At 67.4% G+C, this 21,086-nt stretch carries 23 protein-coding genes and 1 tRNA gene; 10 read left to right on the top strand and 14 right to left on the bottom strand.

Translation table 11 applies throughout. From position 1 onward, the window contains the following. Window positions 1-48: 48 nt before the first annotated feature. Window positions 49-507 carry an aspartate carbamoyltransferase regulatory subunit gene (pyrI, locus tag LI334_RS04910; RefSeq protein ID WP_227262056.1) on the bottom strand — a complete coding sequence of 153 codons (459 nt, stop codon included), beginning with the start codon at window positions 505-507 and terminating at the stop codon, window positions 49-51. After that, on the bottom strand, window positions 504-1,406 hold the full coding sequence (gene pyrB / locus LI334_RS04905) for an aspartate carbamoyltransferase (RefSeq protein ID WP_227262055.1): 903 nt from the start codon (window positions 1,404-1,406) through the stop codon (window positions 504-506). Before pyrB ends, pyrI begins: the two co-directional genes overlap by 4 nt. Window positions 1,407-1,419: 13 nt before the next feature. Here pyrB and LI334_RS04900 point away from each other — a divergent pair, with 13 nt between their 5' ends. After that, window positions 1,420-2,043 (top strand): MinD/ParA family ATP-binding protein, encoded by a 624-nt coding sequence (locus LI334_RS04900; protein WP_227262054.1) that lies wholly within the window; start codon window positions 1,420-1,422, stop codon window positions 2,041-2,043. A gap of 122 nt (window positions 2,044-2,165) precedes the next feature. On the opposite strand, the gene LI334_RS04895 is transcribed toward LI334_RS04900, so the two are convergent. Together LI334_RS04895 and LI334_RS04890 are read right to left on the bottom strand one after the other, a co-directional pair. Next, the gene (locus tag LI334_RS04895; RefSeq protein ID WP_227262053.1) at window positions 2,166-3,080 is read right to left on the bottom strand and encodes an FKBP-type peptidyl-prolyl cis-trans isomerase; all 915 of its coding nucleotides are present in this window, start codon (window positions 3,078-3,080) and stop codon (window positions 2,166-2,168) included. A 48-nt stretch (window positions 3,081-3,128) separates the two neighbouring features. After that, a complete protein-coding gene (locus LI334_RS04890) occupies window positions 3,129-3,317 on the bottom strand; it encodes a DUF7511 domain-containing protein (protein ID WP_227262052.1) in 189 nt (62 codons plus the stop codon). A gap of 113 nt (window positions 3,318-3,430) precedes the next feature. Here LI334_RS04890 and cyaB point away from each other — a divergent pair, with 113 nt between their 5' ends. Beyond that, window positions 3,431-3,997: a class IV adenylate cyclase gene (cyaB, locus tag LI334_RS04885; RefSeq protein ID WP_227262051.1), complete on the top strand. Its 567-nt coding sequence runs from the start codon at window positions 3,431-3,433 to the stop codon at window positions 3,995-3,997. 69 nt (window positions 3,998-4,066) lie between these two features. After that, window positions 4,067-5,272 (top strand): methionine adenosyltransferase, encoded by a 1,206-nt coding sequence (locus LI334_RS04880; protein WP_227262050.1) that lies wholly within the window; start codon window positions 4,067-4,069, stop codon window positions 5,270-5,272. Here the strand turns inward: LI334_RS04880 and LI334_RS04875 are convergent. Genes LI334_RS04875 through LI334_RS04865 form a run of 3 tightly spaced genes read right to left on the bottom strand, consistent with a single transcriptional unit; the run spans window position 5,269 to window position 7,771 of the window. Next, window positions 5,269-6,078, bottom strand: a complete 810-nt coding sequence (locus LI334_RS04875; protein WP_227262049.1) for a DNA replication complex subunit Gins51 — start codon at window positions 6,076-6,078, stop codon at window positions 5,269-5,271. The genes LI334_RS04880 and LI334_RS04875 overlap by 4 nt on opposite strands. Next, complete coding sequence (gene priS / locus LI334_RS04870; RefSeq protein WP_227262048.1) at window positions 6,075-7,250, bottom strand: DNA primase small subunit PriS; 1,176 nt, start codon at window positions 7,248-7,250, stop codon at window positions 6,075-6,077. Before priS ends, LI334_RS04875 begins: the two co-directional genes overlap by 4 nt. 41 nt (window positions 7,251-7,291) lie before the next feature. Then, the gene (locus LI334_RS04865) at window positions 7,292-7,771 is read right to left on the bottom strand and encodes a GNAT family N-acetyltransferase (RefSeq protein ID WP_227262047.1); all 480 of its coding nucleotides are present in this window, start codon (window positions 7,769-7,771) and stop codon (window positions 7,292-7,294) included. Window positions 7,772-7,857: 86 nt separating this feature from the next. Here LI334_RS04865 and LI334_RS04860 point away from each other — a divergent pair, with 86 nt between their 5' ends. From LI334_RS04860 to LI334_RS04850, 3 genes are read left to right on the top strand one after another with little or no spacing between them, the layout of a single operon-like run. Further along, window positions 7,858-8,610, top strand: a complete 753-nt coding sequence (locus tag LI334_RS04860; protein ID WP_227262046.1) for a DUF502 domain-containing protein — start codon at window positions 7,858-7,860, stop codon at window positions 8,608-8,610. Beyond that, a complete protein-coding gene (locus LI334_RS04855; protein ID WP_227262045.1) occupies window positions 8,611-9,018 on the top strand; it encodes an archease in 408 nt (135 codons plus the stop codon). Between the two features lie 39 nt (window positions 9,019-9,057). Next, window positions 9,058-10,518 carry an RtcB family protein gene (locus LI334_RS04850; protein WP_227262044.1) on the top strand — a complete coding sequence of 487 codons (1,461 nt, stop codon included), beginning with the start codon at window positions 9,058-9,060 and terminating at the stop codon, window positions 10,516-10,518. On the opposite strand, the gene LI334_RS04845 is transcribed toward LI334_RS04850, so the two are convergent. Then, window positions 10,508-10,855 carry a hypothetical protein gene (locus LI334_RS04845; RefSeq protein ID WP_227262043.1) on the bottom strand — a complete coding sequence of 116 codons (348 nt, stop codon included), beginning with the start codon at window positions 10,853-10,855 and terminating at the stop codon, window positions 10,508-10,510. The two genes, LI334_RS04850 and LI334_RS04845, sit on opposite strands and share 11 nt — an antisense overlap. 59 nt (window positions 10,856-10,914) lie before the next feature. Between LI334_RS04845 and LI334_RS04840 the strand changes: the two genes are divergently transcribed. Continuing rightward, window positions 10,915-11,769: a translation initiation factor eIF-2B gene (locus LI334_RS04840; RefSeq protein WP_227262042.1), complete on the top strand. Its 855-nt coding sequence runs from the start codon at window positions 10,915-10,917 to the stop codon at window positions 11,767-11,769. A gap of 258 nt (window positions 11,770-12,027) precedes the next feature. On the opposite strand, the gene LI334_RS04835 is transcribed toward LI334_RS04840, so the two are convergent. The 5 genes from LI334_RS04835 to LI334_RS04815 are packed head-to-tail and all read right to left on the bottom strand — an operon-like array spanning window position 12,028 to window position 16,572. Beyond that, entirely contained in the window at window positions 12,028-13,857 is a 1,830-nt protein-coding gene (locus tag LI334_RS04835) for an FAD-binding protein (protein ID WP_227262041.1), read from the bottom strand. A gap of 3 nt (window positions 13,858-13,860) precedes the next feature. Next, a complete protein-coding gene (locus tag LI334_RS04830) occupies window positions 13,861-14,703 on the bottom strand; it encodes a succinate dehydrogenase/fumarate reductase iron-sulfur subunit (RefSeq protein WP_227262040.1) in 843 nt (280 codons plus the stop codon). Beyond that, window positions 14,700-15,071: a succinate dehydrogenase hydrophobic membrane anchor subunit gene (locus LI334_RS04825; protein WP_227262039.1), complete on the bottom strand. Its 372-nt coding sequence runs from the start codon at window positions 15,069-15,071 to the stop codon at window positions 14,700-14,702. Before LI334_RS04825 ends, LI334_RS04830 begins: the two co-directional genes overlap by 4 nt. Window position 15,072: 1 nt before the next feature. After that, a complete protein-coding gene (gene sdhC, locus LI334_RS04820; protein ID WP_227262038.1) occupies window positions 15,073-15,498 on the bottom strand; it encodes a succinate dehydrogenase, cytochrome b556 subunit in 426 nt (141 codons plus the stop codon). Between the two features lie 51 nt (window positions 15,499-15,549). Further along, window positions 15,550-16,572 (bottom strand): succinylglutamate desuccinylase/aspartoacylase family protein, encoded by a 1,023-nt coding sequence (locus LI334_RS04815; RefSeq protein WP_227262037.1) that lies wholly within the window; start codon window positions 16,570-16,572, stop codon window positions 15,550-15,552. A gap of 96 nt (window positions 16,573-16,668) precedes the next feature. Here LI334_RS04815 and LI334_RS04810 point away from each other — a divergent pair, with 96 nt between their 5' ends. Next, a complete protein-coding gene (locus LI334_RS04810) occupies window positions 16,669-18,003 on the top strand; it encodes a RimK family alpha-L-glutamate ligase (protein ID WP_227262036.1) in 1,335 nt (444 codons plus the stop codon). 1 nt (window position 18,004) lies between these two features. On the opposite strand, the gene LI334_RS04805 is transcribed toward LI334_RS04810, so the two are convergent. Beyond that, window positions 18,005-18,610 carry a DNA-3-methyladenine glycosylase family protein gene (locus LI334_RS04805; RefSeq protein ID WP_227262035.1) on the bottom strand — a complete coding sequence of 202 codons (606 nt, stop codon included), beginning with the start codon at window positions 18,608-18,610 and terminating at the stop codon, window positions 18,005-18,007. Window positions 18,611-18,734: 124 nt separating this feature from the next. Between LI334_RS04805 and LI334_RS04800 the strand changes: the two genes are divergently transcribed. Together LI334_RS04800 and LI334_RS04795 are read left to right on the top strand one after the other, a co-directional pair. Continuing rightward, the gene (locus tag LI334_RS04800; protein ID WP_227262034.1) at window positions 18,735-20,705 is read left to right on the top strand and encodes a 3-hydroxyacyl-CoA dehydrogenase/enoyl-CoA hydratase family protein; all 1,971 of its coding nucleotides are present in this window, start codon (window positions 18,735-18,737) and stop codon (window positions 20,703-20,705) included. A gap of 112 nt (window positions 20,706-20,817) precedes the next feature. Continuing rightward, window positions 20,818-20,892, top strand: a tRNA-Glu gene (locus LI334_RS04795). Window positions 20,893-21,086: the final 194 nt, after the last annotated feature.

The following is a 21,086-nucleotide window of genomic DNA, read 5'->3' as shown; positions in this document are numbered from 1 at the left end:
TGCGTGCCATACCTGACAGTAGACCGCCACCCCCCTTAGTGTTAGGGCTTACGCGAGCAGGTGGTCGGTGAGGTCGTCGCGAACGATGGTCTCGCAGTACGCACACCGCACGCCCTCGGAGAGCACGTCGAAGCGCGGCTGAACGGGTTCGTCGTCGTTCGTGATGCAGTCGAGGTTCGGACACGAGAGCACGCCCTCGACCGTCTCCGGGGGTTCGACGTGCTTCTTCTCCGCGACCTCGTACTCGCGGATGATGTTGATGGTCGCGTCCGGCGCGATGAGGGACAGCACGTCGAGTTCGTTCTGACTCAACTCCCGGCCCTCGACCTTCACCACGTCCTTCTTCCCCATCGTCTGACTCGGAACGTTCATCCCGAGGCTCACTGTCTCGCCGCCCGATCCGTCGATTTCGAGGAGCGCGAGGACGTGCAGGGCTTCGCCCGCGTTCACGTGGTCGATGACGGTGCCGTTGCGGATCTTGCTGACGCGGAGTTCGGTGTCTGTCATAGCAGGGAGTCGAGGAGGGCCATTCGGACGGGAACGCCGTTGTGCGCCTGACTGAAGTACGTCGCGTGCTCGGTGTCGTCGAGTTCGGGCGCGATTTCGTCCACGCGCGGGAGCGGGTGCATGATGGAGAGGTCGTCCCGAGCGTGTTCAAGCGTGTCGGCGTCGATGCTGTACTTCCCGGCGACCTTCCGGTACTCCTCCTCGTCGGGGAAGCGCTCGCGCTGGATGCGCGTGACGTACAGCACGTCGAGGTTCGGCAGGACGTCTTCGAGGCTCTCGTGTTCGCGGACGTTCGCGCCGGCCTCGTGGAGGTCGTACCGGACGCTCCGCGGGAGTTTCAGGGACTCCGGGCTGATGAAGTGCTGGCGGGCGTCGAACTTCGTCAGCGCGTGCGCGAGCGAGTGCACGGTTCGGCCGTACTTCAGGTCGCCGAGGATGCCGATGGAGAGGTCGTCCAGCCCGGCGTTCTCCCGAATCGTGTAGAGGTCGAGGAGCGTCTGACTCGGGTGGTGGCCCGCGCCGTCGCCCGCGTTCACCACGGGCACGTCCACGTACTCGCTCGCGAGCTGGGCCGCGCCCTGCTTGGGGTGCCGGAGGACGATAGCGTCCGCGTACCCCTCGATGACGCGCACCGTGTCGGCGAGCGACTCGCCCTTCTTCACCGACGACGACTCCACGCTCCCCATATCGACGATGTCGCCGCCCAGGCGCTTCGCCGCGGTCTCGAAGCTCATCTTCGTGCGCGTGCTCGGCTCGAAGAAGCAGAGCGCGAGCAACAACTCGGGGTGTCGCTCCCGGAACGCCGCGGGGTCGGCCGCGAACTCGCTCGCGCGGTCGAGCACGGCCTCGATGTCGGCGCGCGAGAGTTGTTTGGCGGTCAGCAAGTGGTCGTGACGCATCACCGAGTAGGGGGTGCGCCGATACCTTGAATCCCCCGACCCGGAGTTCAAGTGGGAAGCCGACCCAGCCGGGGGCGTGCTCGCCGTCACCGGCGGAAAGGGCGGAACGGGAAAGACAACGACCACGCTCGGCCTCGCGGCCGCGTACGCCCGCCAGCGCCGCCGCCCCACCGTCGTGGACGCCGACCGCGACATGCCGAACCTCGCCATCGCCGCCGACACCGCGGGCGTCACCGGCATCGACGTGGTGGCGAACCGGGGCGGCCGCCCAATCGACGACCTGCTCCCCCGGCATCCGCGCGGCCCCGTGCTCGCGGACTGCCCCGCCGGCGCAGGCCCCGACGCCGTCACCCCGCTCCGCCGCGCCGACCGCGCCGTCCTCGTCACCACCCGCGACCGCGAAGCAATCGAGGACGCCGTCAAAACCGCCGAACTCGCGCGCGCCGTCAACACCCCGATAGCCGGCGTCGTCGTCACCCGCCACCACACCGTCCCCGACGGACTCACCGCCACCCTTGACACCACGACCGCCGTCGCAATCCCCGAACGCGACCCCCCGCTCAAGAACGCGGACGCCACCGCCGCCTACGACGCCCTCGCCGCCGCACTCCAGCCCCGCCGCTCACCGAGGGAATAAACGAGAGAATCGACAGGGCGCTCGCGGCGTCGCCGCCCGTCTATTCAGCGAAGCCTGCGGCTTCGCTTACTCGCGCCGCTCCGACTCGGCGCTCGTTCGTCCAGCGAAGCCTGCGGCTTCACTTACTCTTCGAGCTCTTCGGCTTCGAGCTCTTCCGCGATTTCGTCGGCGTCCACGTCGGCGTCTTCGAGCGCGTCCTCGATGTCGCCGAGGTCTTCGCCGCCTGCGCCGCCGCCCATCATACCGCCCATGCCGCCCATCATGCCGCCCATGCCGGAGCCGTCGATGACTTCCTGGACGATGACGCGGTCGATGTCGAGCTGGTCGATGACCTGCTGGAGGATCTGCTGCTTACCCATCATCCACTGCTGGTTGAACTGGAGCTGGGGGTTCTGGTCGATGTAGAGCGTCTCCTTCTCGACCGTCTCCGTTTCGGTCTCGCCCTCGTCGTTCTCGACGTCCTCCTCGACTTCGTCCGTTTCGAGGTGCATGTCGAGGTCGACGTCGAAGTACATCGAGAGGAGGCCCTGGGCCTTCTCCAGGCGGTCGGTGACCTCGCCGAGAATCTCGTAGTCGTACTCGACGTCCTGGCCGGCGAGCGCGTGGTTGAAGTCGACGCGGGCGCGGCCGCCGACGATGGTTTCGACGTGACCGTGCTCGCCGTCGATATCGACGTGCGCGCCGGGGAACCGGGAGTCCTCGGGAATCTTGTCCGACTTCACGGTGCGAACCTGTTCCTCGTCGTACTCGCCGAACGGCTGGTCGACGACGACGCTCCCCTCGTCGCCGACGTCCTTGCCGACGATGTCCTCCTCGACGGGTTCGAAGATGTGGCCTTCGCCGAGGATGATGGTTCGGGGCGCGAAGTTCTGTTCTTCGGTGTCGACGCCTTCCTCTTCCGCGACTTCCTCGTCGGTCGTGTCGACGAGTTCGCCGCCCTCGACGGTGCGGGCGGTGTAGGCGAGTTCGATGAAGTCGCCTTCCTGCAGTCCTTCGGCGGATTCGTCGGCCGTGTCGGCCTCGGTTTCGTCGCTCATACCCCAATGGACTGCCGTTCTATCCTTAAGAAGCACGGTTCCGGTGCGTTACCGGAACTCGTCGAGCGAACGCAGGACGGACGCGTTCACCGTCAGCCAGGCGGTCGTGCGCTCGTCGTCGCTCGCGTCGGCGGGCGAGAGCGTGCAGCGGGCGGGGCCGTCGGTCGAGCGCACCGTCTGCGCGCGCAGCGGGGGAATCGCGTCACCGGTGCCGGCCGGGTGCGTGGAGTGAGTCACGACACGCGTGGAAGGCCGCGGAACGGGGAAGAGCCCTGCTATGTGACGCGTATAGGTCTCGGGAGCCGTCCGGAGTCGGCAGGCTTTCGGCGGCACGGCCGCGACCACGGGGTATGTACGAAGTCGAGGTGAAGGTGGAGGCGACCCACGAGCGCGTGCGCCGCGAACTCAACGAGCGGGGCGCGGGCGCGGGGGAGACGGTGGTGCAGGAGGACACGTACTTCGACGCGCCCCACCGGGACTTCGCGGAGACGGACGAGGCGCTCCGGGTGCGCGAGCAGGCGACCGTGCGCGAGGGCGAGTCCCCGAGCGAGGCGCTGGACGGCGCGGACTCCCGCGTGACCTACAAGGGCCCGCTCGTGGACGACGAGTCGAAGACGCGGGAGGAACACGAGACGAGCGTCGAATCGGGGGCGGAGATGCGGGCGGTGCTGGACGGTCTCGGGTTCGCGGAGGCGGCGCGCGTGCGGAAGGTGCGGTCGTACTACACGCTGGAGGGCGTGACGGTGACGCTGGACGACGTGCGCGACCTCGGGGAGTACGTCGAGGTCGAACTCGAAGTCGAGTCCGAACCCGAGATTTCGGACGCCCGGGAGCGCGCGTACGGCGTGCTCCGCGACCTCGGCCTCGACCCGAACGACCAGATTCGAACCTCCTACCTCGGCCTCCTCCTCGAATAACCACGGGGAATATTCCCGGGGTCGGTCGTTTCCGCAAGTTATAGAAGCGGCTGTCGGGTATCTCGGGTAATGACGGAGCGCAATATTCGCGTCCGCCCCATCGACAGGGACGCGGTCGAAGACGAGGAAGTCGAAATCGTGGAGCGAAAGGGCCTCGGCCACCCCGACTCCATCTGTGACGGCATCGCCGAACGCGTCTCCCAGGCGCTCGCACAGGCCTACCTCGACCGGGTCGGGAAGGTTCTCCACTACAACACGGACGAGACCCAGCTCGTCGCCGGCACCGCCGCGCCCGCGTTCGGCGGCGGCGAAGTCATCGAACCCATCTACGTCCTCATCGTCGGGCGCGCCACGAAGGAGTACGAGGGCCAGCGCATCCCCGTGGACGCCATCGCGCTCGACGCCGCCCGCAACTATCTCCGCGAGACCCTGCCCGCGCTCGACCTCGAAACCGACGTCATCGTGGACGTGAAACTCGGTGAAGGCTCCGGCGACCTCCAGACCGTCTTCGGCGAAGAAGGAAAGGCCGTGCCGATGGCGAACGACACGAGCTTCGGCGTCGGCCACGCCCCGCTCACGGAGACGGAGACGCTCGTCCACCAGACCGAGTACCGACTCAACACCGAGTACCACGACGAGAACCCCGCGCTCGGCCAGGACGTGAAAGTCATGGGAAAGCGCGAGGGCGACCAGATAGACCTCACCGTCGCCGCCGCCCTCGTGGACGAACACGTCCCCGACATGGACGCGTACAAGGCCGAAGTGGAGTCCATCCGCGAGTTCGTCGCCGACCTCGCCGCCGAGTACACCGACCGCGAGGTGACCGTCCACGTCAACACCGCAGACGACTACGAGGACGGCTCCATCTACCTCACCACCACCGGCACCAGCGCCGAACAGGGCGACGACGGCTCAGTGGGCCGCGGGAACCGCGCGAACGGCCTCATCACGCCGAACCGCTCGATGAGCATGGAAGCCACCTCCGGGAAGAACCCCGTGAACCACATCGGGAAGATATACAACCTCCTCTCCACCGAAATCGCGCACGACGTGGTGCACGAGGTAGACGGCATCCGCGACCTCCGCATCCGCCTCCTCAGTCAGATCGGCCGCCCCATCGACGAACCACACGTCGCGGACGCCCACCTCGTCACCACCGACGACACCGACATCGAAGACATCGAGGACGACGTCCGCGAGCGCATCGACCACCACCTCGAACACGTCACGGACATCACCGAACGCGTCATCGACGGCGAACTGACGACGTTCTAGAGTTCTTCCGCGGCGTCCTTCTCCACGAGCGGTTTCGCGTTCTCCTCCGGGAGCACGACCACGTCCTCGGCTTCAAGCGAGTACTGGCGTTCGTCCACGCCGAACACGTCACCCACGTCCCGCGTGATGCGAACCGTCGTCCGCTCCGCGCCCGCGTCCCCCTCGTCGTCCCCGTCCGCGATTTCGTCGCCGCTCGCCCCGTCCGGAGACGGCGACTCCTCGGGCGCGTCGAGACCGCCGCCCATCGCCGCCGCGGCGCTCGACTCATCCGGCTCCGGGGACGGCGTCGGCTCGCCGGTATCGGCCGCGTCCCGGTCGGGTTCGGGGCCGTCGCCCGGGTCGGGGTTCGCGTGGGACGCGTCGATGGGGTCGGGAGTCGCGTCGCCGCTCGCGGACGCGGGTTCCTCGCGCGCGTCGGCCTCGCCGGCGAGCACGTCGAGGACGTGAGACTTGTTCTCCTCGATGCGCGCGACGAGGTCGTCGTACAGCCGGCGCTCCTCGTTCGTCAACCCCTCCGTGTCGCCCGTCATGCCCGCGGCCGCGAGGCTCGCCTGCTTCACGAGCTTCCCCATCCGGCGCTCGTAGATGGCTTCCGCGACCTGCTCCGCCGTCTCTATCTCGTCGGTGAGCGTCTGCACCTCCCCGGAGGAGAAGGGGTCGTCGGCCGCCTCGGCCGCCCGCTCGCGCTCGTCCTTCCGCGACTGAATGTAGTCCGCGACCTCCTCGTAGAAGGAGTCGCGGAGATCCTGGAGGCTGTCCGAGGCGCGTTCGCGCGAGCGCACCGCGCGGAGGTCTTCTAAGTTCATTCTTGGCCTTTCTCCGCCCACCCGCGAGCCATCAGGAAGATGCCCGCGTACTCAGGTAGCGACACCACGCCCGGCTCCACACTAAACGTTTCGCCCAGCAGGGAGAACTCGTACTCCCGCGTCGCCTCCACCGTGATGTCGTGCCCGACGAACGTCTCGGGGACGGCGTCCACGAGCGGGTCGAAGTCGTCCAACTCCGCCCGGGAGAGCCGCTGGACGGCGAGGCCGCTCCCGCCGTGGAGCGTGCCCGGGAACCGAATCAGGCGGTGGGTGTCCGTCGTCACGGGTTCGTCGATGGCGGCCTGCTGGTCTTCGACGGCCTCCGCGACGAGCTTCCGCGCGAGCTTCAGGAACGCCGGATGCACGTCCACGTTCCCCGCCTTGACCTCCGCCGTGTTGTTTTCGAGGACGTTGTAGATGGCCTGCGCGGACTTCTCGCCGATACCGTCGAACGTCTGCAACCGATACACGGCCTCCTCCTCGTCGAGTTCGAGGAGGTCGTCCACGAACGCGCTGATGTGGTCGACCGCGCGCCGCCCCCACCCGCCGTCCGTCGGGAGCGTGCGCTTCGTCGTCGGGTTCTTCAGGCCGACGCCGCTCACCGTCTCCTCCCGAACGAGCGAGTCGAGTTCGAGGCCGTTCCCGAGCACGTAATCCACGACCTCGCGGCGCTGCTCGCGCTCCAACCCCCGAATGCTGGGGTCGCGGACGTGGACGTGGTAACCGCGGCCGCCCGAGAACACGAGTTCGAGGTCGTCGAACCCGAAGTCGCGGTCGAGGAAGTCGAGGAGGCGGTAGAGCGCGTCCTTGCACTTCGCCAGCATCTCGCCGTAGGAGTCCTCGCCGAGCGTCACGTTCGGCAGGTGGTCGGCGTCCAAATCGAAGACGAGGTCGGACTCCCGCCACGTTTTCGCGTCCATCGAACTCGCGCTCGGTTCGTCGTAGTAGCCCGCGGAGAAGTAGACGTGGCGCGGGCGCTCCCGGCGCGCGAACTCGTCGAGGTCGCCGAGGTCGAGCAGGGACTTATGCCGAACCATCGTCGTGTCCGGGCCGGACGTCCACGGGATGTACCCCCACTCGCGGTCGTCCGCGCCCGGCGGCGGCGACAGACTCACGTTCCGGTAGTAGTCCCGGAACCGGCCCCGCAGGTAGGCTCGCGTCCGCTCCTCCATACTTCTCGAACCCTACCGCGGCCGCTGTAAAAGACGTGTCGTTACCGCCGCAGGAACTCGCTGAGTTTGTCCCGGAACTTCCCGCGCTCCCCGAGACGGAGGTAGTACGCGGTGCCGCCGTCCTCGTAGTAGTTCTCGATGCGGCGCTCCACCTCGAACCCGAGGTGCTTGTAGAACGCGAGCGCGTTCTCGTTCGACGCGCGGGCGTGACACGACACGGTCTCCGCGTCCTCCGCAACCGCCGCGACGAGGCGCTCCCCGAACCCCTCGCCGCGATAGTCGGGCGAGACCGCGAGGAAGAGGATGTAGCCGTCGCGGCGCGCGGCCGCGAACCCGACGAGCGTGTCGTCGCCCGCGACGTACGCGTACACGGTCGCGCGCTCGTAGGCGTCCGCGAAGAACCGCCACCGCTGCTTCAGGAGGGCTTCGTCCTCCCGAATCTCCTCCTTCAACTCCCAGGCCTCCTGGAGGTAGTCGTCGTCGCCCCGGGGAACGACGCGCTTCTCGACGGTGACGCTCACTACCCACGCGTACGCCGTAGTCGAATATAATTCCACCGTCCCCCTGCCACAATCCTTTCGGCACCCCGCGGCGTTGGGAGAGGTACATGTCCGCCGACTCGATGCCGCCGCCGGATCGCGTGCAAGAAGCCGGGGAGAACGCCTACGCGAAAGTCCGGGAAGCGGCGCTCACCGGTGTCGCCGTCATCATCCCGCTCCTCATCACCATCTACGTCCTCACCGCCGCAATCGGCGTGTTCGAGGACATGCTGCGACCCGTGCGGGAGGCGATGCTGCAGGCGGACGTCGCGCCGTTCGCGTCCACGCTCCTCATCGAACTCACCGCCGTCGTCCTGCTCGTCGCCGTCATCTTCGCCGTCGGGTTCACCGCCTCGTTCTCGTACGGCCAGAAAGCCATCGCGTACTTCGACAAACTCGTCGAGCGCGTCCCCGGCATCGGCGCGGTGTACAAGAGCTTCCGGCAGATGAGCGACGTGATGCTCGAATCCGACGCGAACAACTTCCAGGAAGTGAAGCTCGTCGAGTACCCCCACGAGGGCACGTACACGCTCGGGTTCGAGACCACGCGCACGCCGAAGCCGCTCCGGAACGCCGCGAGCGACGACACACTCCGCACGCTCTTCCTCCCGCTCGCCCCGAACCCGGTCATGGGCGGGTTCCTCGCGCACATCCCCGAAGAACGCATCATGGACGTGGACATGACCGTCGAGGAGGGGATGCGCGCCGTCGTCACCACGGGCGTCGCCGTCGCCGGCGACGACACGGAAGGCCTCTCACAGGAGGAACTCTCGCGGCTCACCGGAAGCGACATGGCGGACGCGCTCTCAGACGACGAGTAGATGTACGAACTCCGCGAACACACCGCCGACGTCGCCGTCGAAGCCGGCGGGGAGACGCTCGGCGACGCGTTCGCCGCCGCCGCGGACGGCATGGCGGCCGCGATGTGCGAGGACGTTCCCGACGGCGGCGAGCGCTTCAAGGTCGCGGAGACCGCGAACTCGCGCGAACGCCTGCTCTACGACTACCTCGACCGCCTCATCTACGAACGCGACGTGCGCGGCGTCCTCCCCGTGGACAACGCCGCCACCGTCACCGACACCGCGGACGGCTACCGGCTCACCGGGAGCGCGCGCGGCGTCCCGCTCGCGGACGTGCACGCCCGCGACCTGAAGGCCGTCACGTACTCCGAGATGGACGTCGCGGAGACCGAAACGGGCTGGCGAGCGTACGTCGTCTTCGACGTGTAGGACGAAACGTATTCTTCCGTCCCGGCCCCACCGACGAGTATGACCACGTTCGACGCCGACGGCCGCACCCTCGAACGCGTCCGCGAACACGTCTGGGAACTCCCCCAGGAGGACGGCATGAACGTTCCCGCGCGCGTGCTCGCCAGCGAGGAACTCCTCGAACACATCAAAGACGACGACACGCTCGACCAGATAGCGAACGTCACCCACCTCCCCGGCGTCGTCACGAACGCGCTCTGCATGCCGGACGGCCACCAGGGCTACGGCTTCCCGGTCGGCGGCGTCGCCGCGATGGACGCCGAAAACGGCTGCATCAGCCCTGGAGGCGTGGGTTTCGACATCAATTGCGGCGTCAGGATGGTGAAGACGACCCTCACCTATGAGGACGTGGCGGGCCGCGAGGAGGAACTCGTGGACGCGCTGTTCGACGCCGTCCCCACGGGCCTCGGCGGCGGCGGCGTCGTGGACTCCAGTCACAGCGCGGTCGAGGAGATTCTGGAGGACGGCATGGAGTGGGCGCTCCGCGAGGGGTACGCGGTGCCCGACGACCTCGAACACTGCGAGGACGAGGGGCGGCGGCCGGACGCCGACCCGAGCGCGGTGAGTCAGAAGGCGAAAGACCGCGGCGCGAACCAGATCGGGAGCCTCGGCTCCGGGAACCACTTCCTCGAAGTCCAGCGCGTCACCGATGTCTTCCGAGACGACGTGGCAGACTCGTACGGCCTCGAAGAAGACCAACTCGTCGTGCTCATCCACTGCGGGTCGCGGGGCCTCGGCCACCAGGTGTGTTCGGACTACCTGCGGCGCATCGAGGACGAACACCCGGACTTCCTCGACAGCCTCCCGGACAAGAACCTCGCCGCCGCGCCCGCCGGGAGCGCGCTCGCCGACGAGTACTACGGCGCGATGTGCGCCGCCATCAACTTCGCGTGGGTGAACCGCCAACTCATCATGCACCAGACCAGGGAGGTGTTCGCGGACGTGTTCGACACCTCGTGGGAAGCACTCGGGATGGAACTCCTCTACGACGTGGCGCACAACATCGCGAAGAAGGAGACGCACACCGTCGACGGCGCGGAGCGCGAACTCTACGTCCACCGGAAGGGCGCGACGCGCGCGTTCCCGGCGGGCCGCGAAGAAGTCCCGCCCGCGTACCGCGACGTCGGTCAGCCGGTCATCATCCCGGGGAGTATGGGCGCGGGGAGCTACGTGCTCCGCGGCGGCGCGGACTCCCTGGACGTGACGTTCGGCTCCACCGCGCACGGCGCGGGCCGCCTGATGAGTCGCACTCGCGCGAAACAGCAGTTCGACGCCGACGACGTGCAGACGGGACTGGAGGAACACGACCGCATCTACGTGAAGGCGCAGAGCGGCGAGACCATCGCGGAGGAAGCGCCCGGCGTCTACAAGGACGTGGACGAAGTCATCCGGGTCTCCGACGACCTCGGCATCGGCGACAAGGTCGCGCGAACCTTCCCCGTCTGCAACATCAAGGGGTAGGGCCGCCCGGGCCCTGCGGGCCGCGCGGCTCGCTCGGCCCGACGTTCAGTTCGACGAACTCCGACTCCGGTTCCGACTCGACTTCCCGTCCGTCGTCGTGCCGAACGAAGTTCAGGTAGAACGGCTCCCCGCAGCCGTCCGCGCTCCACTCGACGCCCTCGCTCTCCCCGCAGACGAACCGTATTCCGGCGGCGTCAGCGTCGGGGAGCGCGCCGGGCGGGTCGTACGACCAGCCCTCCAATGGGTACGGCGTCACCGACTTGTCGGCGAGGTAGGCGTCCCGCTCGACAGTGGCGAGCGTCTCACAGCGCGGACAGTAGTACGTCACGTCGGCCATACCCGATGCTGGGGCCGCGTGGCGAAACGCATTTCCCCCGCGGCGGCGACGCCCCGAGTATGATAGACGAGACCGCCGAGGAGATTCGGGAGATGCGAACGCACTCCTCCTCGGTCGTCGCCGTGAAGGCCGCGCGGGCGCTCCGCGAACTCGACGACCAGGAGTTTCCGACCGTGGAGGAGTACGTGCGGGCGCTGGAGCGGAACAGCCGCGCGCTCCGGCGAGCCAGCCCCTCGCACGCGAGTCTCGTCACGACGCAGCGCGAAATCGTGGACGCGATTCACGACGCCGACCCCGAGTCCGTTGAGGACGCGAAAGAGGCGACGCGCGCGGCGGTCGAGCGCGTGGTCGAGCGCGTCGAATCGGCGAAACACGCGGCCGCAGAACAGGTCGCGGACGACCTCGACGACGGCGCGACGATCCTGACGCACGACTACTCGACGACCGTCCTGGAGGCCATCGAGCTCGCGGCGGAGGACGGAACGTACCTCGACGTGTACGTCACGGAGGCCCGGCCGCGTCATCTCGGCCGGAAGGCGGCGCGCGTGCTCGCGGAGATCGACCGCGTCACGCCGACGCTCATCGTGGACGGCGCGGCGGGCTACTACCTCGACGACTGCGACGAGGTGCTCGTCGGGATGGACTGCATCGTGGACGACACGCTCTACAACCGCGTCGGAACGTACCCGCTCTGCGCGACCGCGAACGACACGGACACGCCCGTTACGGTGGCGGGGTCGAGCGCGAAAATCGTCGATAGCGAGGGGTTCCGGTTCGAGAACGAGTTCCGCACCGCCAGCGAAGTCATCCGCGAACCCCCGGAGGGGTTCGAGGTCGCGAACCCCTCGTACGACGAGACGCCGACCCGCCTCCTCGACCGCGTCGTCACCGAGGACGGCGTGCAGACGTTCTAGGGCGAACACGAGGACTTCTGCGAGCGCGCCGGCCGTCCCCGACTTTCGCGAGTGCGGCGCGCCCCACTACTCAGGACATACCGACCGCTGGCCGCGCTATCGTACTTGAACGCTCGGAGTGCACAAATAGCAAAATAAACGCCGGCATTCGCGGCGCGTCGCGCCGCGATTCACTCGCTCGCGGAGCGAGCGAGCATTTTTCCCTCCAGGTTTTTCCGGAGGGGGTCGCGAAGCGACCCCCTCACGAGAAAAAGTGGGTTAGTAAGACCGTTCTTTGGGTTCGTAGGTCTTGTTTTCGCCGTCGAGGATGACGGGGCGGTACCAGAGTTCGGGCTGGCCGTCGTTCCAGGAGACCATGGTGTGTTTGAGCCACTCGTCGTCCTTGCGCTCCTGGTGTTCCTTGCGCCAGTGTGCGCCGCGGAACTCGTCGCGGGCGAGCGCGCCCATGGTGAGGGCTTCGGCGATGTCGAGGATGTTCCGGGTTTCGAGGGTGTGCTGGAGGTCGGTGTTGAACGTCCGGGATTTGTCGGCGACGTACACGTCCTCGTAGCGTTCCCGGGCGTCCCGGATGTCGTGGAGCGTCTCTTCGAGCGCGTCCTCCTCCCGGAAGACGTTGACGTTCGCGGTCATCGTCTTCTGGATGTCGGAGCGGATTTCGGCGTGCTGGGTGCCTTCGTCCTTCTCCAGGAGGCGCGTGATGCGCTCGTCCTCGCGTTCGACGGCGGCGTCCACGACGGTTTCGGGGTCTTCCGCGGCGAGTCCGCCGTCCGCGGCGGCTTCGTCGTCGCCGACGGTGCCGAGGGAGGCGGTGGTGTCGAGGTCTTCGAGTTCGGGGTTCGCGGGTTTCCCGGTCTCGATTTTGGGTTCGCCGAGGTCGCGGCCGGCGGCGTGCGAGCCGGCGCGCTTCCCGAACACGATGAGTTCGGGGAGGGCGTTCCCGCCGAGGCGGTTCCCGCCGTGCACGCTCACGCACGCGCACTCGCCGACGGCATAGAGGCCGTCGATGCACGTCTGGCCGTGTTCGTCCGTCTCGATACCACCCATCGCGTAGTGGTGGCCGGGCTTGACGGGCATCGGTTCTTCGAGGCCGTCGACGCCCTCGAAGTCCTCCGCGAGGTGGAGGATGTTCTCCAGGCGGTCGAGGATGCGTTCCTCGCCGAGGTGACGCATGTCGAGCATCACGTACTCGTCCTCGAACCCGCGGCCTTCGTTCACTTCCGTGAGTTCGGCGCGCGCGACCACGTCGCGGCTGGCGAGTTCGCCGTCGTTGGTCGCGTACCCGTACTCGAACATGAAGCGTTCGCCCTCCGTGTTGTAGAGGATGCCGCCCTCGCCGCGCACGCCCTCGCTGATGAGGACGCCCGTCGAGGGGAGCGTCGTCGGGTGGAACTGGATGAACTCCATGTCCTCCATCGGGACGCCCGCGCGGTACGCCATCGCGACGCCGTCTCCGGTGTTCGCGACCGCGTTCGTGGTGTGGTCGAACACCTGCCCCATCCCGCCGGTCGCGAGGATGACGCCGTCGTTCGCGCGGAAGCCCGCGAGTTCGCCGGTCTGCACGTCGTAGCCGACGATGCCGTGACAGCTGCGTTCGTTCGGGTCGTCCTCGTCCGTGACGGCGAGGTTCGTGACGTACCACTCGTCGTACACCTCGATGCCGCGCTTGACGACCTGTTCGTAGAGCGTGTGGAGGAGGTGGTGGCCGGTCTCCGCGCCCGCGTACGTGGTGCGGGGGAAGGAGAGACCGCCGAACGGCCGCTGGCTGACGCGGCCGTCGTCCTCGCGACTGAACGGCATCCCCCAGTTTTCGAGCTGGATGACGTTCTCAGGGGCGTCCTGCGCGAGCGTTTCGACGGCGGGGGCGTCACCGAGGTAGTCCGACCCCTTCATCGTGTCGTACGCGTGGTCTTGCCACGAGTCGCCGTTCCGCAGCGCGGCGTTGATACCGCCCTCGGCCGCGCCCGTGTGGGAGCGAACCGGGTGGAGTTTCGTGACGAGCGCCACGTCCGCGCCTTCCTCGTGCGCCGCGATGGCCGCACGGAGGCCGGCACCGCCTGCACCGACTACGAGTACGTCGTGTTCGTACATGATTTACCAGAATTTGAGATTGCTCTTCACGGCCTCCCGCTTGAGCTCCTGAATGTGTTCCGTGAGCGGGATGTCCTTCGGACAGACCGTGGTACAGGAGAACTGGGTCTGGCAGCGCCAGACGCCGTGTTCCTGTTCGATGATTTCGAGGCGTTCCTGCTGGCGTTCCTCGCCCTCGCGTTCGTCGAAGTAGAAGCGATAGGCCTTGTTGATGGCCGCGGGCCCGAGGTACTCGTTGTCGCCAGCGGCGATGTTACAGGAGGACATGCACGCACCGCACCAGATGCAGCGCGTGCTCATCTTGATCTTCTCCCGGTTCTCGCGGGACTGGAGCTGTTCGCCCTCCGGTTCCTCGCTCGGGTCGAAGTACGGCTCCACGGACTCCATCTGGTCGTAGAAGTGCTCCATCTCCACGACGAGGTCTTTCACGACGTCCGCGTGCGGGAGCGGTTCGACCCGCACCGTGTCCGAGTTGTTGAGGTCTTGAATCTGGGTCTGACAGCCGAGGCGCTGACTGCCGTTGATGAACAGCGCGTCCGACCCGCAGACCGCCTGCCGGCAGGAGTGCCGGAAGGTGAGACTGGAGTCGAAGTGGTCGCGCGCGTGCATCAGCGCGTCCAGCACCGTCATCCCCTGTTTTCGCGGGACGTGGAACGTGTCGAAGCGGGGTTCCTGTTTGTCCGCGATTTCGGGGTCGTACCGGAAGACCTTCAGTTCGACCGTGTCCTCCGCCGTCTCGGTGGTCGAGGACGCGGCTTCGTCCGCGCGTTCTTCCTTGCGTTCGAGGCGTTCAGCCTGCGGATCCGTCTCCGACTCCGTCTGCGTGTCCGGTGATTGCGTGCTCATAGTAGACTACCTCCGGCGAGTGCGAACGAGACGCGGAGTCCCTGCACGAACAGCGCGACTCCGGCGACGACCAGCACCCACTTCGCGACGCGCTTCGGCGTGCCGCTGATTCCCTGGTTGACGAGCGCGTTGTAGACGCCGTTGACGCCGTGGAACGTCGCCGTTCCGAGGAACAACACCATCGTCAGCCAGTACGCCGGTACCTCCATTCGGCCCATGCTGCCCGCGAACGTGATTTCGGGCGCGTGGTTGTAGAAGTGCAGGAGGAAGAAGTGGAACGCGAGCGTCACAACGAGGAACGCCGCGGTTGCTCGCTGCAGGAACCACGCCAGGCCGCCGCGACTGAACGAGGAGTAGCGTTCTGCCATGTTAGAATGCCCCCGTGAGGAACGTCGGGACGCTCGCCACGACGATAGCGCCGGTGAGGACGAGCGACGCGTAGAAGCTCTTGTCTTGCTGTTCGAGTCCGAGTCCGAGGTCCACGAGGAGCAGGCGAACGCCGTTCAGGATGTGGAAGACGGCGACCGCGAGCAGTCCGACCTCGAGGAATCGGACGATGACGATGCTTTCGAGGCCGTGGAGCGTCTGGGTGTAGACGTCCTCGCCGTTCGCGATGACGGCGGCGGACGCGTCCGCCGCTTCGATAGACGTGCTGAGAACGGCGATGTGCGTGAACAGGTACGCGATGAGTACCCATCCCGTGAACTTATGGAACACCCAGGCCCACATGCCGGCCGAGAACTCCCGCCATCGGCCGAAGTCCTCGATGAGGCCCCGGTCGTACGACTGACTCATACCACGTGAATCTCTGACCCCGCTCCACATAGAAGTTACTAACCCCGCATCCTACGCGGGGCGCTCGGGCATCGTGCCGGAGCGGTCGCGTTCGTACGCGCGCCGCGTGGGTTCGTCGAGTTCGACGAGGTGGCAGAGCGGGTTCCCGGGGTAGACGACGGGGTTTTCGAGGAGGCCGACGAGCAGGCCCGTGAACGGCGCGGCGACCTCGTCCCGCGTGGACTTGAAGGGGTTCGTGATTGTGCAGATTCGGTCGCCCTCGCGGACGAGGTCGCCGTGCGCGTAGTGGGTTTCGACGATGCCGCCGGCGTCCGCGCGCAACCACGTCTTCTCGCCGGAGTCGATGACGGTTCGCCAGCCCGGCCAGTCCACGGGCGCGGCGGGGTGGAGGCCGTACTGGGCGAGCACGCTCGCGACGCCGTCGAGCGCCTCGTCGATGAACTGCCGCTGGAACCGGTGGGCTTCCCCCATCTCGACCGTGACGGTGGGGACGCCGGCGTCGCTCGCTTCGCGGCGGAGCGTCCCGTCGGGGCCGGTGCTGTCGATGATGACGTTCGACCCGAACGCGCGCGCGAGCGCCGCCACGTCGTCGTTCTCCATGTCGGCGCGGACGTGGAGCATGTTCGACCGGCCGCGCGTCGAGGTGTGGAAGTCCACGCCGTAGTCGCAGGGTTCGACGAAGTTCGTGAACAGCTGGTGGGCCATCCGTTTCGCGCTCGTGGAGGTGTCGTTCCCGGGGAAGGAGCGGTTGAGGTCGCGGTCGTAGATGGGGAGGTAGCGCTGCTGGGCGGTGAATCCGGGGACGTTCACGACGGGGAGGCAGACGAGGGTGCCGTGGAGGTTGTCGTGCGGCCAGTCCTGGGCGACTTCCCGCACGACCTCGATGCCGTTGAGTTCGTCGCCGTGGACGGCGGCGGAGAGGAAGACGGTCGGGCCGTCGTAGGGGCCGTTGACGATGGTGACGGGGACGCGGATGGGGTCGCCGAGGTAGGTCTCGCTGATGCTGTACCGGATGTCGGCGGTCTCCCCGGGGTCGACTCGGCCGCCGTTGTACGTGAACGCCCCGTCTGTCATGCCCGTTCCTCGGCGCGCGGCACGTAAAAACGTGTGCGGGCGGTCGAGCGGACGTGATGCGGCACGCCTTTAGCCCGCCCGCGAGTCACGTCGGGTATGACTGATTCGGTACACGTGGGGGTGTTGAGTCTCCACACGTCGAAGGAGACGAAGGCGATTCTGAACGCGGTGGAGGAACTCGGCCATCAGGGGACGTGGTTGCGCGAGGAGACGCTGTCGGTGGACGTGCGGGACGGCGAGGTGTCGATAGACCCGGACGTGGACGTGGTGGTGAACCGGCTCCTGCTCTCGAACACGGAGCAGCCGGCGGAACTGCTCGGGCTCGCGCACACCCTCGAAGGCGTGACGCCGATGCTGAACGAGCCGTCGAGCGTGCTGACGGCGTTCCACAAGTACGCGACCGCCACCCACCTCGCGGCGGCGGGGCTGTCGGTGCCGGACGCCTTCCTCTCGCTGTCCGCCGACCGCCTGAACGAGGAGCGCCCGCGGTTCGGCGAGGAGGCCGTGTTCAAGACCGCCATCGGGACGCACGGCGGCGGCACGTGGAAGGTCGGGGCGGACGAGGACGTGAACCCGCGCGTGGGCGAGCGGTACGCGTTCCTCCAGGAGCTCATCGACCGCGACGAGGACAGACACCGCGACCTCCGCGTGTACGTCGTCGGCGGCGAGGTCATCGGCGCGATGCGGCGGTTCGCGCCCGAGAACGACTGGCGGACGAACGTCGCGCTCGGCGGCGACGTGGAGGGCGTCCCCGACCTCCCCGCGGACGCCGAGACGCTCGCGCGGGACGCGGCGACGACGCTCGGCCTCGACATGGCGGGCGTGGATCTCGTGGAGGGCGAGGACGGCTGGTACGTCCTCGAAGTCAATCCCACCGCGGGCTTCAAGGGCCTGTTCAAGGCGACGGGCACGAGTCCCGCGCCGGACATCGCGCGGCTCGCGGTGCAGCGCGCGGGCGGCGCGGTGAGCGACGACGCGGTCGAGCGCCTCCGCGGCCAGTTCGACACGTCGATGCCGTCGGGCGCGCCGCGGACGCCGAGCGAACCGACGGAGCGCCGCGTCATCGGGTACACGGAGGAAGTCCTCGTCTCGGGGACGAGCGGCACCGAGCGCACGCTCGCGAAGTCGGACACGGGCGCGTCCCGCACGAGCCTCGACACGTCGTTCGCGGCGAAAATCGGCGCGGGCCCAATCAAGCGCATGACGAAGGTGAAGTCGGGGAGCCTGAAGCAGGGGAAGGCGCGGCCCGTCGTGGACATCGTGGTGAGCGTGAACGGCGACCGTCACACCGTCGCCGCGAGCCTCGAAGACCGCGGCCACATGGACTACCCGCTCCTGCTCGGCCGGGATATCCTCAAGCACTACCAGGTGGACGTGACGCGGACGACGGACAGCGAGGAAGCGGAGGAAGAAGAGCTCTCCGAGGAGTAGTTCAGTCCTCGACTTCCGCGACGGCTTCGGCGATGTCCTCCTCGGCGCGCCAGAGGTAGAGGCTCGCGTAACTCCGGTACGGACTCCAGCGCTCGGCGCGCTCGCGCATCTCGGCGCGCGTGAGGTCGTCCTCGAACACGGCCTCCATACCCTTCCGAACGCCCAAATCGCCGACGGGGAACACGTCCTCGCGGCCGAGCGAGAACAGTAGTTGCATGTCCGCCGTCCACTCGCCGACGCCCGTAATCGCGGTGAGTTCGTCCCGTACCTCGTCGTCGCTCAGTTCCTCGAAGAACTCCCTGGTGTAGTCGTTCTCGGCGAACGCGTCGGCGATGTTGTTCACGTACCGCGTCTTCTGCCGGGACAGCCCGGCGTCCCGAAGGACGGCGTCGTCGGCTTCCCGAATCCCCGCCGGGGTGACCTCGACGGCGTCGAAGAGGCGTTCGCGGGTCGCGGCGGCGGACGCCATCGACACCTGCTGGCGGATGACGGAGGTGACGAACCGCGCGAAGATGTCCTCGGCGGGGTCGATGGTGAGTTCGCCGTGCGCCTCGACCAGCGGCCCGAGGTGGGGGTCGTCGCGGAGGAAGTCGTGGGGCTCTCCCATACCCGTCGAAGGAGGGCCGCGAGAATAGGCGTTACGTCACCCGTGAAAACCCGTGTAAACCCGCGAATCGTTCACGTCGGGCGGGAGGGAAACCTTCAATCGGCGTCCGTGTGAGTCGTCGTGTATGGACGTCGAAGACATCGACACCATCGCGGTGCTTGGCGCCGGAAACATGGGCCACGGCATCGCGGAGGTCGCCGCGCTCGCGGGGTACGACGTGAACCTGCGGGACATCAAGGAGGAGTTCGTGCAGAACGGCTACGAGCAAATCGAGTGGAGTCTCGACAAGCTCGCCGACAGCGGTCAGATAACCCAGGACGAGGCCGACAGCGCGCTCGACCGCGTGACTCCCGTGGTGGACATGGAGGACGCGACGGGCGACGCGGACTTCGTCGTGGAGGCCGTCCCGGAGAAGATGGACATCAAGAAGAACGTCTACCGGGAGCTCGAAGACCACGCGCCCGACGACGCGGTGTTCGCGACGAACACGTCCTCGCTCTCCATCACGGAGCTCTCCGAGGTGACGGAGCGACCCGCGCGCTTCTGCGGGATGCACTTCTTCAATCCGCCCATCCGGATGCAGCTCGTGGAAGTCATCTCGGGCGAGCACACCGACGACGAGGTGCTCGACCTCACCGAGGCCCTCGCGCGCCAGTTCGGGAAGACGCCCGTGCGCGTCCGGAAGGACAGCCCGGGGTTCATCGTGAACCGCGTGCTCGTCCCGCTCCTCAACGAGGCGGCGTGGACGGTTCACGAGGAGGACGCGACCATCGCGGAGGTCGATTCCACGACGAAGTACGACATGGGCCTCCCGATGGGGTCGTTCGAGCTCGCAGACCAGGTCGGCATCGACGTGGCGCTCGACGTGCTCGAATACATGAACGACGTGCTCGGCGCGGCGTACGAGCCGTGCCCGCTCCTCGTGGAGAAGGTCGAGGCGGACGAACTCGGGAAGAAGTCCGGCCAGGGCTTCTACGACTACGAGGACGGCGGCGCTGACATCCCGACCGACGAGTCCTCGGAGGACGTGCGCCTCCGCCTCACCGCCGTGATGGCGAACGAGGTCGCGAAGCTCGTCGGGAACGACGTGGCCGACCCCGCCGAAATCGACGAGGCCGTGATGCTCGGCGCGGGCTTCCCGGACGGCCCCGCGCGCCTCGCGGACGAGTCCGACCTCGCGACGCTCCGCGACACGCTCGACGACCTCCACGAGGAGACCGGCGCGGAGCGCTACGCGCCCGCCGACTACCTCGTCGAACTCGCCGATTCGGAGGGAACCTTCCACCCCGAGCACGGCGGCGAGGAGACCGAGCAGGACTTCGACACCATCAGCATCGAGGTGACGGAGAACGTCGGGCACATCACGCTCGACCGCCCGCACCGCATGAACACCGTGAACGAGGCATTGCTGGACGAACTCGGCACCGCCGTGGACGTGCTGGACGACGACGAGGACGCGCGCGCCATCCTCATCACGGGCGCGGGCGACCAGGCGTTCAGCGCCGGCGCGGACGTCCAGTCCATGGCGGGGAGCGCCGACCCCCTCGACGCCGTCGAACTCTCCCGTCTCGGCCAGTCCACGTTCGGCAAACTCGAACGCGTCGACCTCCCCGTCGTCGCCGGTATCGACGGCTACTGCCTCGGCGGCGGCATGGAGATGGCGACCTGCGCAGACCTCCGGGTCGCCAGCCAGCGCAGCGAGTTCGGCCAGCCCGAACACAACCTCGGCCTGCTCCCCGGCTGGGGCGGCACCCAGCGACTGAAGAACATCGTCGGCGAAGGCCGCGCGAAGGAGATCATCTTCACCGCCGACCGCTACGAGGCCGCCGAGATGGAGTCCTACGGCTTCGTGAACGAGGTCACGCAGAACGACAGCCTCGAAGACGAGGCGTTCGACCTCGCGAAGAAGCTCGCGCAGGGCCCGCCGCTCGCCCAGAAGTACACGAAGCGCGCGATGCGCGCCGGCCGCGACAGCACGGAAGCCGGCCTCGAAGCCGAAGCGCAGGCGTTCGGCCAGCTCATGAACACCGACGACCTCATGGAGGGCGTCACCGCCTTCATGGGCGACCGCGACCCCGACTTCCAGGGCAAGTAAGCCGCTCGCAGTCCCCGATTTTCCGCGAGCGACCGCGGTGTGCCGACGCCTTTCACGCTCGTTCCGATTAGAGAGATTTAAGAGTCCGTATCCTCTCACTCAGAATGCGAACGCTCGATTGGTGTAGTCCGGCCAATCATGAGGGCCTTTCGAGCCCCCGACAGGGGTTCAAATCCCCTATCGAGCATTCTCACGGAGCTATTCTCGGTAGTGGAATCTATTTCCGAACATCCCGAGAAACGAGAGAGTCGGCGGGGATTTGAACCAGGGAACGAAGCGAAGCGGAGTGACCGAGGTTCAGACTCCCCTATCGAGCATTCTCACGGAGCTATTCTTTGTAGTGGCGACGTTCCCCGAACGCCTTATCCGGAATCCGGTACA

This window comes from Salarchaeum japonicum (genome assembly GCF_020614395.1).
GTDB lineage: Archaea > Halobacteriota > Halobacteria > Halobacteriales > Halobacteriaceae > Salarchaeum > Salarchaeum japonicum.
The sequence above is the reverse complement of the archived record's forward strand: the minus strand, read 5'-3'. Positions and strand labels throughout refer to the sequence as shown.